Genomic DNA, 14,445 nt, shown 5'->3' on the forward strand with positions numbered 1-14,445 from the left:
TATCGTACAGACGTGCACGAGAGCGAGAGCCTGGACAATGCGGAGTTCGCGGCCACCGTACGACAGTGGCTCGAAGAGAATCTGACCGGCGAGTTCGCCGGGCTCAGAGGCAAAGGCGGACCCGGTAGCGAACACGAATTCTTCGAACAACGACTCGCGTGGGATCGCCACCTCGCGGCGTCGGGCTGGACCTGCATCGGCTGGCCCACCGAATACGGCGGGCGGGGCGCGACGATGGAACAGCGCGTCATCTTCCACGAGGAATACGCGAAAGCCGACGCCCCCGCCCGCGTCAACCACCTCGGCGAGGAACTGCTCGGTCCCACCCTCATCGCATTCGGAACCGAGGAACAGAAGCAGCGCTTCCTTCCCGGAATCCGCAACGTCACCGAGTTGTGGGCGCAGGGTTATTCCGAACCCGGCGCCGGCTCCGATCTGGCGAACGTCTCCACCACCGCCCGTCTCGACGGCGACAAGTGGGTCATCAACGGCCAGAAGGTATGGACTTCCCTCGCGCACGTCGCGCAGTGGGCTTTCGTCGTCGCCCGCACCGAACCGGGATCGTCCCGGCACCACGGCCTGAGCTTCCTGCTCGTACCGCTCGACCAGCCCGGCGTGACGGTGCGTCCCATTCAGCAACTCACCGGCACGTCCGAATTCAACGAAGTGTTCTTCGACGACGCCGTGACCGACGCAGACCTCGTGGTGGGCACGCCCGGAGACGGCTGGAAGGTCGCCATGGGCCTGCTGACCTTCGAGCGTGGTGTCTCGACCCTCGGCCAGCAGATCGGGTTCGCGCGCGAACTCCGGACCATCACCGATGTCGCCGCGGCGAACGGCGCGCTCGACGATCCTGCCGTCCGCGAGAAGATCGCCCGTGCCCGCATCGGACTGCGGGTGATGCGGGCGCACGCGGTGCGTACCCTGGACGACGCAGATCCGGGACAGGCATCCGTCGCGAAGCTGTTCTGGGCCAACTGGCACCGCGACCTGGGCGCACTGGCGATGGATGTGGAGGGCGCGGCCTCGCTGGTGGGTCCCGACCACGACCACGCCGGCACGCCGTCCGTCCTCACGGACCCCGAACACCTCGAACTCGCGGAGTGGCAGCGACTGTTCCTGTTCACCCGCGCCGACACCATCTACGGCGGATCCAACGAGATCCAGCGCAACATCATCGCCGAGCGCGTGCTCGGCCTTCCCCGGGAGGCACGTCCGTGACCACTTCGCCCAGCGCCATTTCACCCCTGGCCACCGCGCCCGTCGAAACACCGGGCCACGGTCTGCTGACGGGGAAGAAGGTCGTCGTCACCGCCGCCGCGGGAACCGGGATCGGATTCTCCTCGGCGCGGCGCGCTCTGCTCGAGGGCGCCGACGTGCTGGTCTCCGACTTCCACGAGCGCCGTCTCGGTGAAGCCGCCGACAAGCTCGCGGCGGAGTTTCCCGAGCAGCAGGTCGCGTCGATCGTGTGCGACGTCTCGTCCACCGAACAGGTCGATGCCCTGATCTCCGGTGCCGCCGAACAACTCGGCCGCATCGACGTGCTCATCAACAACGCGGGTCTCGGCGGGGAAACCCCGATCGTGGACATGACCGACGACCAGTGGGACCGCGTCCTCGACATCACCCTCACCAGCACCTTCCGCGCGACCCGCGCGGCGCTGCGCTACTTCCGCTCGGTCGATCACGGCGGCGTGCTCGTCAACAACGCGTCGGTGCTCGGCTGGCGTGCCCAGCACTCGCAGGCGCATTACGCCGCGGCGAAGGCCGGCGTCATGGCGCTCACCCGATGCTCGGCGATCGAGGCCGCGGAGTACGGAGTGCGGATCAACGCGGTCGCCCCGTCCATCGCCCGGCACGCCTTCCTCGCGAAGGTCACCAGCGAGGAACTGCTCGACCGGCTTGCCGCGGGTGAAGCCTTCGGCCGGGCCGCGGAGGTGTGGGAAGTCGCAGCCACCATCGCGATGCTCGCGAGCGACTACACCACATACCTGACCGGCGAGGTCGTCTCCGTCTCCTCGCAGCGCGCCTGATGCGCCCGTGCGCGGCTCCCCGCAACCGGGACCGCGCGCGGCAGCTTGAAAGGATGTCTCCATGACTCCATCTCGCGACGACAGCAACGGTAAGTCGGGACGCCGCGCCGAACTGCTCGCCATTGCTGCCGATCTCTTCGCTTCGCGGGGCGTCCGCGCGACCACCGTGCGCGACATCGCCGACGCGGCCGGGATTCTCTCGGGGAGCCTCTACCACCATTTCGATTCGAAGGAATCGATGGTCGACGAGATCCTGCGCGGATTCCTCGACGACCTGTTCGACCGGTATCACAAGATCGTCGCGTCGGGGCTCGACTCCCGTGCGACGCTCGAGGCTCTGGTGACCACGTCGTACGAGTCGATCGACAGGTCGCATTCGGCGGTGGCGATCTACCAGGACGAGGCCAAGCACCTCGAGGGCGAACGCTTCGCGTACATCGCCGAACGGAACACCGAATTCCGGGAGTTGTGGATCGGTGTCCTCGAGCGTGGCGTGGCCGACGGTACGTTCCGGCCGCATCTCGATGTCGAACTCGTCTTCCGGTTCGTCCGCGACACCGTGTGGGTCGCGGTGCGCTGGTATCGCCCCGGCGGCGCCCTCACCGTAGAACAAGTTGCGCAGCAGTACCTTTCCATCGTTCTCGACGGACTGTCGAACCCGGATCTGCATAAGGAGCAATCATGACCGAGGCCTACATCGTCGACGCGGTGCGCACACCGATCGGCAAGAAGAAGGGCGGACTGTCCGGCGTGCACCCGGCCGATCTCGGCGCGCACGTCATCAAGGCCGTCGTCGAGCGCACCGGAATCGATCCGGGCGACGTGGACGACGTGGTGTTCGGCTGCGTCGACGCCATCGGCGGTCAGGCCGGCAACATCGCCCGTACCGCCTGGCTCGCTGCCGGGTACCCGCAGCACGTGCCCGGGGTGACCGTCGACCGCCAGTGCGGGTCGAGCCAGCAGGCGCTGCACTTCGGCGCTCAGGCGATCATGAGCAATACCGCCGACCTCATCATTGCGGGCGGCGTGCAGAACATGTCGCAGATCCCGATCTCGTCGGCGATGACGGCCGGGCAGCAGTACGGCTTCGACACGCCCTTCGGCGGGTCCACGGGCTGGACCGAGCGCTACGGCAGTGACGAGGTGTCGCAGTTCAAGGGCGCCGAGATGATCGCCGACAAGTGGGACATCAGCCGCGAAGAACTCGAGCAGTGGGCTCTGCAGAGTCACGAGCGTGCCAAGGCCGCCATCGCGGCGGGCCGCTTCGACAACGAGACCGTGCCGCTCGGTGACGCGACCGTCGACGAGGGGCCGCGTGAGACCAGCCTCGAGAAGATGGCGTCGCTGCAGCCGCTCGTGGAAGGCGGCCGCCTCACCGCAGCCGTCGCGAGCCAGATCTCCGACGGTGCCTCCGCGGTGTTGCTCGCGTCGGACGAGGCCGTGAAGAAGTACAACCTGAAGCCCCGCGCGCGGATCCACCACCTCAGCGCACGCGGTGACGACCCGATCTTCATGCTGACCGCGCCGATTCCGGCGACGCAGTACGCCCTCGAGAAGACCGGCCTGACGATCGACGACATCGACCTGATCGAGATCAACGAGGCGTTCGCACCGGTGGTGCTGGCCTGGATCAAGGAGATCGGCGCCGATCCGGCGAAGGTCAACGTCAACGGCGGCGCGATCGCGCTCGGTCATCCCCTCGGCGCGACCGGCACCAAGTTGATGTCGACGCTCCTGAACGAACTCGAGCGCACCGGTGGTCGTTACGGACTGCTCACGATCTGTGAAGGCGGCGGCACCGCCAACGTGACGATCATCGAGCGTCTCGACTCCTGACGTCCTCGGTGTCCGCCCCGGTTGCCGGCCGGGGCGGACACCGCGCGCGTGTTACCGACGCGACGGTTCGGGGATGCGCTGCCGGTACACGTCCGTAACGTGCTAGGCGCTGTCGGAACGGTGGTTCGGGACTACCCTTCGGAATATGTGCCGGAACATCACAGAGCTGCGCGGACTCGAACCGGCAGCGACCGCCGAGGAGATCGAGGCGGCCGCCCGGCAGTACGTCCGTAAAGTCACCGGAATCCAGTCCTTGTCCGACGCGACCCGGGAGCCGTTCGACCGGGCTGTCGCCGAGGTTGCCGCGACGACCACCAGGCTGCTGGCGTCGCTGCCCGAACGGAGACAGCCTCCCCGCACCGTTCCGCCGTTGCGGCGTCCGGAGGTCCGGGCGCGGATGGCGGCGCGCGGCTGACGCCGTAGAGCCCCGCAGCAGTACGCACCCGAACCTCTGCATTCGGACCATTTTCCCGGTTCTCACCGGCTTTGCGCGAGTAGCGTGACGCAGGCCAGCATCGTGCGCGACGACGCGGACCACCGTGGCGTCGCGCACGGTCCCGCGCCGACCCGGTGAGGAGCCGAAATGGCCGTCGAGCAGTCGCCGCACAGCCACGAGTACGTCGAATATCTCCGTACGGACCCGGATCTGCCGCCGGTCGGCGTCGTCGATCGAACTCCGATGTCGCTGACCGCGCGCATCGTGTTCGTCCTCTTGGCGGTCGCCGGTGCCGTCGCCTGGGCCGTGATCGCGCTGGTGCGCGGCGAGGACGTCAACGCCGTGTGGTTCGTCATCGCGGCGGTCTGTACCTATCTGATCGCGTACAGGTTCTATGCCAAGTTCATCGAGCGAAAGATCGTGCAACCGCGCGACGATCGTGCCACTCCTGCCGAGGTGCTCGAGAACGGCAAGGACTACATGCCGACCGACCGGCGGGTGTTGTTCGGTCATCATTTCGCCGCGATCGCAGGCGCGGGACCGCTCGTCGGTCCGGTTCTCGCCGCGCAGATGGGTTATCTGCCCGGCACGATCTGGATCGTCGTCGGAGTGGTCTTCGCCGGAGCGGTCCAGGACTTCCTCGTGTTGTGGATCTCGACGCGGCGCCGTGGGCGCAGCCTGGGACAGATGGCGCGCGAAGAACTCGGCGTTGTCGGCGGAACCGCCGCCCTGATCGCGGTTTTCGTCATCATGGTCATTCTCATCGCGGTACTCGCACTCGTCGTGGTCAATGCCCTGGCCGAGAGCCCGTGGGGGCTGTTCTCCATCGCGATGACCATCCCGATCGCCCTGTTCATGGGCGTGTACCTGCGGTTCCTGCGACCCGGCAAAGTCGCGGAGGTCTCGCTCATCGGAGTGGCCCTGTTGCTGCTGGCGATCATCTCCGGTGGGTGGGTCGCCGAAACGAACTGGGGAACGGAATGGTTCACCCTTTCTCCGGTCACCATCGCATGGCTGATGATCGCCTACGGGTTCGCGGCGTCGGTACTACCGGTCTGGCTGCTGCTCGCGCCGCGCGATTACCTTTCGACGTTCATGAAGGTCGGCACGATTATCCTGCTCGCCGTGGGCATCCTCGTCGCCCGTCCCGTGATCGAGATGCCGGCCGTCTCGTCGTTCGCGGTCGCCGGGAACGGACCCGCGTTCGCAGGTTCGCTGTTCCCGTTCTTGTTCATCACCATCGCGTGCGGCGCACTGTCCGGTTTCCACGCCCTGATCTCGTCGGGCACCACCCCGAAGATGCTCGAGAAAGAGAAGCAGATCCGGCTGATCGGATACGGCGGAATGCTCACCGAGTCGTTCGTCGCGATCATGGCGCTGGTCACGGCCTGCATCATCGATCAGCACCTGTACTTCGCGCTCAATGCCCCCGCAGTGCTCACCGGAGGCACCCCGGAGACCGCGGCGGCCTACGTCAACGGACTCGGCCTGTCGTCGCCGGATATCACTCCCGAGCAGATCGCCGGGGCCGCGGCAGCGGTCGGGGAGGAATCGATCATCTCCCGCACAGGTGGTGCGCCGACGCTCGCGTTCGGTATGTCCCAGGTGCTCAGCGACCTGTTCGGTGGCGACGCTCTCAAGTCGTTCTGGTACCACTTCGCGATCATGTTCGAAGCGCTGTTCATTCTCACCACCGTGGATGCGGGAACCCGCGTCGCCCGCTTCATGCTCTCGGACTCGCTCGGCAACTTCGGTGGTCCGGCCCGCCGCTTCAAGGATCCGTCCTGGCGGCCCGGCGCATGGTTCTGCTCGCTGGTCGTCGTCGCCGCGTGGGGCGCGATCCTGCTGATGGGCGTGACCGATCCGCTCGGCGGCATCAACACCCTCTTCCCGCTGTTCGGCATCGCCAACCAGTTGCTCGCGGCGATCGCGCTGACCGTCGTTCTCACGATCGTGGTGAAGAAGGGAATGACGAAGTGGGCGTGGATTCCCGGTGTTCCGCTGGTGTGGGACCTGATCGTGACGATGACCGCGTCCTGGCAGAAGATCTTCTCCTCGGACCGTGCGGTGGGGTACTGGGCACAGCACCGCGCCTTCGTCGACGCAAAGAACTCGGGCGCGACCGCGTTCGGGTCGGCGGACAGCCTCGACGAGATCGACGCGGTCATCCGGAACACGTTCATCCAGGGCACGTTGTCGATCGTGTTCGCGGGACTCGTGCTCGTCGTGGTAGCGGCGGGTCTCGTCGTGTGCGTCAAGGCCGTACGTGCGGGTGGGCTTCCGACGACGGAGTCGCCGGACGTACCGTCCAAGATCTTCGCTCCCGCTGGGTTCGTTCCGACCCCCGCCGAGCGGGAGTTGCAGAAGCAGTGGGACGAACTGATCGCGTCGGGCAAGGTCCGGCCTCCCGGTGCGGCGGTGACGCGGGACGGCCCGTTGCGCCGGCACGCTCACGAGAAGACGGGCACCTCATGACCTCGGTACTGCGCCGAGTGTGGTGGTGGGTCGGAGCGTTGATGGGTGACCACGACTACGCGCGCTATGTGGAACTGCACCGCAGGCTTCACCCGGGATGTCCTGTCCCGAGCGAGCGTCAGTACTGGCGGGAGCGTCACGCGGACGCGGACGCGAACCCCGGCGCGAGGTGCTGCTGACCGCGTTGCCGGTTACTCGTCGTGTTTGCTGCGGCGCAGTTCGTCGTTGATGCGGAGGGCTTCGGTGAGCTGATCCTCCAGGATGATGATCCGGCACGCCGCATCGAGTGCGGTGCCCTGGTCGACGAGTTCCCTCGCGCGGGCGGCGATGCGAAGCTGATATCGCGAATACCGCCGGTGCCCGCCTTCCGACCGCATCGGATTGACCAGGTTCGCGGTGTCGAGACTCCGGAGGAAGGCTTGGGTGACGCCGAGCAGCTCGGCGGCGCGTCCCATGCTGTACGCAGGGAAGTTCTCGTCGTCGAACATGTCTTCGGCGTCGTTGTTCTGTTTCACGAGGTGTGCGTGTCGCCCTTCGTATACATGGACGGGGACCCCGGCGCCTACGGCGCCGGGGTCCAGGGGTTTACGTTCGTAGATATCTACTTGCACGGGCCAACTGGTCGGTCGGCCTTTCTACCTGTGTCCCGCCTCGGTGGACGGAACCTGATCTCGATAACTGACCGCGCACCACCTCCAAGCCGGGTAATTCCTTATGTCCTGGGGCCGCACCAACTCCGGCCCCGATGGAGTCGGACGCTTCGAGGTTTACCTACTCAACTCACTGCCTCGACGCGCCCTACTCCAAGCCTTTTCGACTCCTGAGCGGGCAGTTCGTTCTCGCCCTCTTTCGGACTCGCTCTCACTTACAACACATAATCTACAACCGACAAACCGGAATGTCTACAGCGACCAATGCAGATTTCTGTGATCGTCGTCATCCTGAACGGTGGCTGCCCGCTCGGCTCCGGTTGTGCTTGACGAGGGTGAACTGTTGGAGATCGATCAGGCCCCGCCGGAAATTCTCCGCGCAGCCGGTGAGGTATCGCATGTACCGCTGATAGACCTCTTCGGAGGCCAGTTCGACTGCCTCGTCATGGCGCGCTTCCAGTGCGCGCGCCCACAGATCCAGTGTGTGCGCATAGTGCGGTTGCAGCGATTCGATGTTCTGCACCCAGTAGCCGTGGCGCTGGGCGCCGGTGATGATCATGTCCCGTTCCGGAAGCTGCCCACCGGGAAAAATCTCTCTGAGGATGAACCGCAGGAACAGCGCGTCGTCCCGGTTCACCTCCACATCCATGTCCTCGAGCAACTGCCGCGAGTGGCCGACGATGGTGTGCAGCATCATCCGGCCGTCCGGGGGCAGCATGCGCGAGGTGCGCTCGAAGAACGCGTCGTAGCGCCGCCGGCGGAAATGCTCGAAAGCACCGATGCTCACGATGCGGTCCACCGGCTCGTCGAAATCCTCCCAGCCCTGTAATCGGACTTCCGCGGAGCGGCGCCCCAGCGCGAGCCCGGAAATCATCTCGGAGACGTGCTCGTACTGGTTGCGGCTCAGGGTCAGGCCGATGACATTGACGTCGTACCGCTCGATCGCCCGCCGCATCGTCGACCCCCATCCGCACCCGATGTCGAGCAGCGTCATGCCCGGCCGGAGGTCGCACTTACCGAGGGAGAGGTCGATCTTCGCCTTCTGGGCATCCTCGAGCGACATGTCGTCGGTCTCGAAGAACGCACAACTGTAGGTGCGCGTCGGGTCCAGGAACAGGTCGAAGAAGTCGTCGGACAGGTCGTAATGGGATTGGACGTTCTCATAGAACGGCGTCAGTTTCGGCATCGAGGCACCCTTCACGGTGGTGGCTGCACACTTCACACCGCGTCGTGGTTGCGCGACCACCCGGGCGGTGCTGACGACTCATTCTCCCAGTTGCGTCAGCCCACTGTCGGCAGAGTAACGAAACTCGGTGCGGTCGGGTCGAGCTCGAGGTGCTGCGGCCGCAGTCCGCTCTCCCTTGTCATCGGTCCCAGTGGAAGGGACCGCGGAACGTTCGCGGCATACACATCGATGCGCAGTCGGTGCCCCGGTGCGAGCACCGCATCCGTGGGGATGGTGGTGATGTCGAGCGATGTCGGCTCGCCCGGAACGACGGGCTGTCTCGTCGCCAGAGTGAGGCTCGGGTGTGCCTCGGCGTAGTCGCCGTCGGCCGTGAACTCACTCAGGGAATCGTCGATCGCGCGCAGGGAGGCGACCAGCGACCCACTGGAAAGGACCGTGGAGCGCCCGTCCGGGGCAACGTCGTTGACCGACACCGACCAGAATCCGTCCGTGGCGTCGAGGGCGGTGTTGAGGTGCACGTTGATCGGTCCCGACAGCACGATCGGCTCGGTGAGCACATCGGTGGTGAACGTCAGCGCCTCGGCCTCGTGGAACCGGGAGTCCTTGCTGCATACCGAGCCGAGCAACACCGTGATGCCGGCCGTGCCCTGCGCACCTTCCCGCGAACAGAACCCGCGCAATCCCGGCGTCACGGTGAGGCGCCGCGCGTCGACCGGGGGCGTGGACACGAGTCTCCCGTCGTGCGCCGCATGCCCCGCACTCCCGCTCGGCGCGGCCGCCAGGAACAGCTTCTGGTGGCGGACTCCGGCGCGGGGAAAGCGTTCGGTGGTGGTCCAGCCGCCGCCCTGCTGCAACAGTGTCACGGGCCCGTACTCTTCGATTCCGTTGTCCATATCCCGGAGCCACCGGTCGAACCACGCGCGCTGCAGTGCAGCGATGTTCGGCGGATGCCCCGGCGTGCCGAAACTCGTACCCGTCACGGCGTGGTACCCGTCGCCCATGACGAGTTGCTTACGGCCGGGTTCGACGGGAATCCGGTTGTAGATGTCGGGTTCGCTGTTCGCGAAGATGTCGTGCCAGTTCCCGAATACGAAAGTAGGCACCGTGATCGACTCGAGGTCCGCCTGCCGATCCTGGTAGAAGGGTCCGTCCTGTGCGACCTCCAGAGCGCCGGGAGACACGTCGTCGACAGTCGGAGCTGTGATGACTTCCAGCAGTTCCGGGATCTTCGTGGCGGGATCGGCGAGCCGATCTCGTAACCACTGCGCGTCGAACCGGCCCTCGATCAGCGCTTGCACATCGGGCAACCACTTGAGCCCGTTGACGAGGCCGAGCCAGGCGGGCATGAAACCGATGCCCAGTGCGCCACCCGTTCCGACGATGTCGCGGAGAAGATCGTTGCCGGGTTCGACCGCGAACACGGCGTCGAGAGCACGGGGCCGAAGCCCCGCAGCCTGGATTTGATTGATCGCCGAGTACGACACGCCCGTCGTCCCCACGCGGCCGTTGGACCACGGTTGCGAAGCCGCCCAGTCGATCACCTCGACGGTGTCCTGTTGTTCGCGAGGACCCAGGATCTGCCACTGACCGTGGGAGAATCCGGTGCCGCGAACGTCGACGACGACCTGGGTGTACCCGTTCTGCACCAGGTCGCGGTTGAGTCCGAACGCCTTACCGAGTTGCGATGCGGGGGCCGCGAGTTCGGTGATCCCGTCGAGCGGGGCACCCAGATTCAAGGTGGTGCCGAGATCCTCGACGACCGGTCCGACGGACGGATCCTCCATGGCCACTGAGGCGAGCGTGGACAGCAATTTTGTGTAGGGCGTGAGGTTGAGTACCACCGGCGTCGGCTCGGCAATGGGCGAGCCGTCGGCATTCGCCGGCCGGAACACATTCGCCCGCAGCACAGTACCGTCGCTGAGCGTGATGGGGACGTCCCAATCGACTGCGGTCCCGGGATAGGCGTCGGGAACGTCCACGCTTGCTTGCCACGCCACCGCATCGGAACCACCGGACGGGTTGGCCACTGCCGGAACGGCCGAGGCCAGCGCGATCGTCGTGATCGCCACCGCGACCGACACCCGGGACATTGCTTTTCGCACGCGGGACCCCCGACCTGCCGTGACAGCTTTTCGGGGCACGGTACCGTGCCGGCGCTCCCCCTTGCCGGGAAACGCCGCAGCACCCGGCCACGTGGTGGCCGGGTGCTGCTGTGCTACGAGGGCGTGATCAGGCTGCGGGTCGTCCCGACTCGCGCAGGGCGCCGAGAGCGTCGATTCGCTCGACCGCCTCGGCGACGATCCGATCGATGAGTTCCTGGCAACTCGGCAGGTCGTCGACCATGCCGACGACCTGGCCGGAGGCGAGGACACCGGCTTCCGTATTACCGTCGACCAGACCGGCTTTCAGAAGCATCGGAGTGTTGGCGGCCATGATGATCTGCTGCCAGGTGCGATCGCTCGCCTTCTTCATCGCGAGACCGTCCCGGACGAGAGTGGACCATTTCATCCCGGTCATGGACTTGAACTTGGTCGCATTGCGTGCCGCCGCGACCAAACCCTTCGCGTAACTGGACCGTTCGAGGCTGTCCACGAGATCGGTGTTGAGCACGCGATGCGGCATGCCGTCCACCTTGAGTGAGACGGTCGTGTCCTGGAGGCCCCGCGCAAGATACTGCTGCTTGACGGAGTCCGGTACCGCGCTGTCGCTCGTGAGGAGGAACCGGGTGCCCATCGCGACGCCGGCGGCGCCGTACGAGAGGGCAGCGGCGAGCCCGCGCCCGTCGAAGAAACCACCCGCGGCGATCACCGGGATGTCGACCGCGTCGAGCACGCTCGGCAGCAACAGTGTCGTGGCGACCGGGCCGGTGTGCCCACCGCCCTCACCGCCCTGCACGATCACGGCGTCCGCACCCCACGACGCGACCTTCACCGCGTGCTTGGCGGCGCCGATCGACGGGATCACGACGATGCCGTGGTCCTTGAGCTTGGCGATCAGTTCCTTCTTGGGGGCCAGCGCGAACGACGCGACCTTGACGTTCTCCCGGATCAGCAGATCGATGCGCTCTGCCGCATCCGAGGCGTCGGCGCGCATGTTGACGCCGAACGGCTTCTCGGTGAGGGACTTGGTTTTCGCAACCGCGGCCTCGAGTTCGGCGTACGTCATCGTTGCCGAGGCGAGGATGCCGAGGCCGCCCGCGTTCGACGTTGCCGCGGTCAAGCGGGGACCGGACACCCATCCCATGCCCGTCTGGACGATGGGATGTTCGATGCCCACCAGTTCCGTGAGGGGCGTGCGCAGGGTTGTCACAGGGAGACCTCGCGGTCGCGCAGACTCTTCGGGTCGAGGACCTCGCGGATGAGCCGCAGTTCCTCGGCGGTCGGTTCGCGGGTCACGCCGGCCTCGTTCAGCCCGGCAACCTCGAAGGAGGTGTTCTCGGCGACAGTTGCGGCCTCGACACCGGGGTGCAGCGACAGTGCCCGGAACGTGTGGCCCGGGCCGCCGAAGTCGAAGACACCGAGATTGGTGACGACGCGGGGGATGCTCAGGAACCGGTACGCCGGATTCTCGGGATCGATCTTGTCGTATCCGACGCCCGAGACGATGTCGACCTTGTCGGTGAACACCCGAGCGGTGTGCCGGCCGACCCAGTAACTCGTGGCGTGGTTGATGGTGTTGCCCGGGGCGCCGCGCACGCCGAACATCTGGCGGGTGGGGTGCTGGAGCGGACCGAAGGCCGAGAGGTTCTGGTTACCGTGGCGATCGATCTGGTTGGCACCCATGACCACGTGGCGCCGACCGGACGCGACCACGTCGAACACCTTGCGGAACGGCATCCATCCCTCGATCGGGGCCTTGGCGCCGAGCGGCGGAACCTCGGCGAGGATGAGTGCTTCCCCGTCGGTGATCAGCAGGTCGGGCTCGGTGGTGAGCTTGGCGAGCCGGGCGCCGATCTGGGGGAGAGTGGCCATCGGGCTGGCCATGATTTCGCCTGCGCCGGAGAAGATCTCGGCGCACGCGACCGCGCAGTACTCGGCGCGCGTGACGGTCTCGGTGGTGGTCATGCCTGCTCCCCACTCTTGGATTCGGCTGCGAACTTCTGGACGGCGGCCTGGTAGTCGTCTTCGCTGCCCGACAGGAAGCGATCGACGAACTTCTGCCAGGACTCGGGGTCCTTGGCCGACTCGGCGTAATGACGCTGGAACTTCTCGTCGCGCCCGTAACTGTCACCCGCGAGGGTGAAGTGCGCACCGCCGGGTGCTTCGACAACACCGTCGACCATCATCCGGTTGAGAACGATGGACTGCAGCGGAACGGATTTGACGAGTTCTTCGGTGTCGACGATCCGCTCGACCGAGACGTAGCGCTTCTCGGCGGCCATGCAGTAGAGGTCGTCGAAGTAGGGATCGACACCCGTGTACGCGGCGTTGCCGTGTGCATCACCGATATTGAGGTGCACCAGCGACGCATCGAGGTTCAGTGCGGGCATTGCGATCAAGGTCTCGGTGCCGTCCGGCCCCGGGTAGGGGGAGGTGACGGTCTTCAGTTCGCCTTCCCAGAATTCGACGACGTCCGAACCGAGTCCGGCGCGGATCGGAAGGAAGGGAAGGCGCGCGGCGGCGGCCTCGAGGCCGCATTTGACCATTCCCTCGTCCATTTCGCGCGCGATGATCTCGCCGCCTGTGCGGGCCTTGGCGAACCACGGGTCGTAGAACGGTGCCGAGTCGAGGGAGACGAAACCGTAGTACGCCTTCTTGACCTTCCCGGCCGAGCACAGCAGGCCGAGGTCCGGGCCGCCGTAGGTCACGACCGTCAGGTCGGTGATGTCCGATCGCAGGATCGCGCGGACCAGTGCCATCGGCTTGCGGCGCGAACCCCAGCCACCGATGCCGATGGTCATTCCGCTGCGCAGCTCGCCGACCACATCGTCGAGCGACATTCTCTTGTCACGCATGGGTTTCGAACTCCTGTGAGAGAGGGGACTTCAGCTGTTGGTCCGGGCTTTTCCGGTGGCGACGAATTCGTCGCGATGCTCGTCGGCGACCCCGGCGAGGTTGAGCTCGAACGTGAAGCCCTGCTCGATGCGGTAGCTGGTCTTGACATCGACGGGGTCGATGCGGTTGATCGCTTCCTTCGCCCGGCGGATGACGCGGGTGTCCTTGGCCGCGATCATCTCGGCGACCTCGCGTGCGGCCCCGTCCAGTTCGTCACGCGGGACGACCTTGTAGACGGAACCGAAGTGCTCGAGTTGCTGGGCAGTCACGTTCTGTGCCGTGTAGTAGAGCGTGCGCATGAGGTGCTGCGGCACGAGACGCGCGAGGTGCGTTGCCGCTCCGAGTGCACCCCGGTCCACCTCGGGGAGGCCGAAGACCGCGTCGTCGGACGCGAGGATGACATCGGCGTTTCCGACGAGGCCGACGCCGCCGCCGACGCAGAAGCCGTTCACGGCGACGATCACGGGAACCTCGCAGTCGTAGACCGCTGCGAAGGCCGCGGCACAACCGTGGTTGGCGGCGATGAGGGCCTCGTAACCCTCGGTGGCCTGCATTTCCTTGATGTCGACGCCCGCGTTGAAGCCTCGGCCCTCGGCTCGGAGGATCACGACGTGCGTCTTCGGGTCCTTACCGGCGGTGAGGACCGCGTCGGCCAGGTCGAACCACGCCTGCGAGGGGAGGGCGTTCACAGGGGGGAAGTCGACGGTGACCGTGGTGATACCGGCGCTGTCGGAGGTCGAGGTGATGCCCATGGCATGTTCCTAACGTCTGTACCAAACCAAGCGATTGCTTGGTAAGTTAGCACACGAACCCTGTGGGGCACAGGAGCCCGGAA

The 14,445-nt window shown here is 66.1% G+C and carries 14 protein-coding genes; 7 read left to right on the plus strand and 7 right to left on the minus strand.

Annotation, left to right across the window (positions count from 1 at the left end):
• Positions 1-12: 12 nt before the first annotated feature.
• From ACLQ3J_RS13930 to ACLQ3J_RS13960, 7 genes are all read left to right on the plus strand, one after another.
• Positions 13-1,221, plus strand: coding sequence for an acyl-CoA dehydrogenase family protein (locus ACLQ3J_RS13930; protein WP_169623084.1), 1,209 nt, complete (start codon positions 13-15; stop codon positions 1,219-1,221).
• Positions 1,218-2,033: an SDR family oxidoreductase gene (locus ACLQ3J_RS13935; RefSeq protein WP_169623085.1), complete on the plus strand. Its 816-nt coding sequence runs from the start codon at positions 1,218-1,220 to the stop codon at positions 2,031-2,033. The genes ACLQ3J_RS13930 and ACLQ3J_RS13935 overlap by 4 nt, the downstream gene beginning before the upstream one ends.
• Before the next feature lie 61 nt (positions 2,034-2,094).
• Positions 2,095-2,718: a TetR/AcrR family transcriptional regulator gene (locus ACLQ3J_RS13940; RefSeq protein ID WP_169623086.1), complete on the plus strand. Its 624-nt coding sequence runs from the start codon at positions 2,095-2,097 to the stop codon at positions 2,716-2,718.
• Positions 2,715-3,869 carry an acetyl-CoA C-acetyltransferase gene (locus tag ACLQ3J_RS13945; RefSeq protein ID WP_425903650.1) on the plus strand — a complete coding sequence of 385 codons (1,155 nt, stop codon included), beginning with the start codon at positions 2,715-2,717 and terminating at the stop codon, positions 3,867-3,869. The genes ACLQ3J_RS13940 and ACLQ3J_RS13945 overlap by 4 nt, the downstream gene beginning before the upstream one ends.
• A 145-nt stretch (positions 3,870-4,014) precedes the next feature.
• Complete coding sequence (locus ACLQ3J_RS13950; protein ID WP_169623088.1) at positions 4,015-4,284, plus strand: DUF2277 domain-containing protein; 270 nt, start codon at positions 4,015-4,017, stop codon at positions 4,282-4,284.
• A gap of 168 nt (positions 4,285-4,452) precedes the next feature.
• Entirely contained in the window at positions 4,453-6,780 is a 2,328-nt protein-coding gene (locus ACLQ3J_RS13955) for a carbon starvation CstA family protein (RefSeq protein WP_425903651.1), read from the plus strand.
• Positions 6,777-6,959 carry a YbdD/YjiX family protein gene (locus tag ACLQ3J_RS13960; RefSeq protein ID WP_425903653.1) on the plus strand — a complete coding sequence of 61 codons (183 nt, stop codon included), beginning with the start codon at positions 6,777-6,779 and terminating at the stop codon, positions 6,957-6,959. Before ACLQ3J_RS13955 ends, ACLQ3J_RS13960 begins: the two co-directional genes overlap by 4 nt.
• Positions 6,960-6,971: 12 nt before the next feature.
• Here the strand turns inward: ACLQ3J_RS13960 and ACLQ3J_RS13965 are convergent, their stop codons facing one another.
• From ACLQ3J_RS13965 to echA20, 7 genes are all read right to left on the minus strand, one after another.
• Positions 6,972-7,295, minus strand: a complete 324-nt coding sequence (locus tag ACLQ3J_RS13965) for a helix-turn-helix domain-containing protein (RefSeq protein ID WP_425903654.1) — start codon at positions 7,293-7,295, stop codon at positions 6,972-6,974.
• A gap of 421 nt (positions 7,296-7,716) precedes the next feature.
• Positions 7,717-8,616 (minus strand): cyclopropane mycolic acid synthase family methyltransferase, encoded by a 900-nt coding sequence (locus tag ACLQ3J_RS13970; RefSeq protein WP_425903655.1) that lies wholly within the window; start codon positions 8,614-8,616, stop codon positions 7,717-7,719.
• Between the two features lie 95 nt (positions 8,617-8,711).
• Positions 8,712-10,706, minus strand: a complete 1,995-nt coding sequence (locus ACLQ3J_RS13975) for a CocE/NonD family hydrolase (RefSeq protein WP_425903850.1) — start codon at positions 10,704-10,706, stop codon at positions 8,712-8,714.
• A 139-nt stretch (positions 10,707-10,845) separates the two neighbouring features.
• Positions 10,846-11,925, minus strand: a complete 1,080-nt coding sequence (locus ACLQ3J_RS13980; RefSeq protein WP_169623092.1) for an NAD(P)H-dependent flavin oxidoreductase — start codon at positions 11,923-11,925, stop codon at positions 10,846-10,848.
• The gene (ipdB, locus tag ACLQ3J_RS13985; RefSeq protein WP_169623093.1) at positions 11,922-12,680 is read right to left on the minus strand and encodes a cholesterol ring-cleaving hydrolase subunit IpdB; all 759 of its coding nucleotides are present in this window, start codon (positions 12,678-12,680) and stop codon (positions 11,922-11,924) included. Before ipdB ends, ACLQ3J_RS13980 begins: the two co-directional genes overlap by 4 nt.
• Complete coding sequence (ipdA, locus tag ACLQ3J_RS13990; protein ID WP_206037455.1) at positions 12,677-13,570, minus strand: cholesterol ring-cleaving hydrolase subunit IpdA; 894 nt, start codon at positions 13,568-13,570, stop codon at positions 12,677-12,679. Before ipdA ends, ipdB begins: the two co-directional genes overlap by 4 nt.
• 30 nt (positions 13,571-13,600) lie before the next feature.
• Positions 13,601-14,362, minus strand: coding sequence for a (7aS)-7a-methyl-1,5-dioxo-2,3,5,6,7,7a-hexahydro-1H-indene-carboxyl-CoA hydrolase (gene echA20, locus ACLQ3J_RS13995; RefSeq protein ID WP_169623094.1), 762 nt, complete (start codon positions 14,360-14,362; stop codon positions 13,601-13,603).
• Positions 14,363-14,445: the final 83 nt, after the last annotated feature.

This window comes from Rhodococcus sp. DT1 (assembly GCF_049844875.1).
GTDB lineage: Bacteria > Actinomycetota > Actinomycetes > Mycobacteriales > Mycobacteriaceae > Rhodococcus.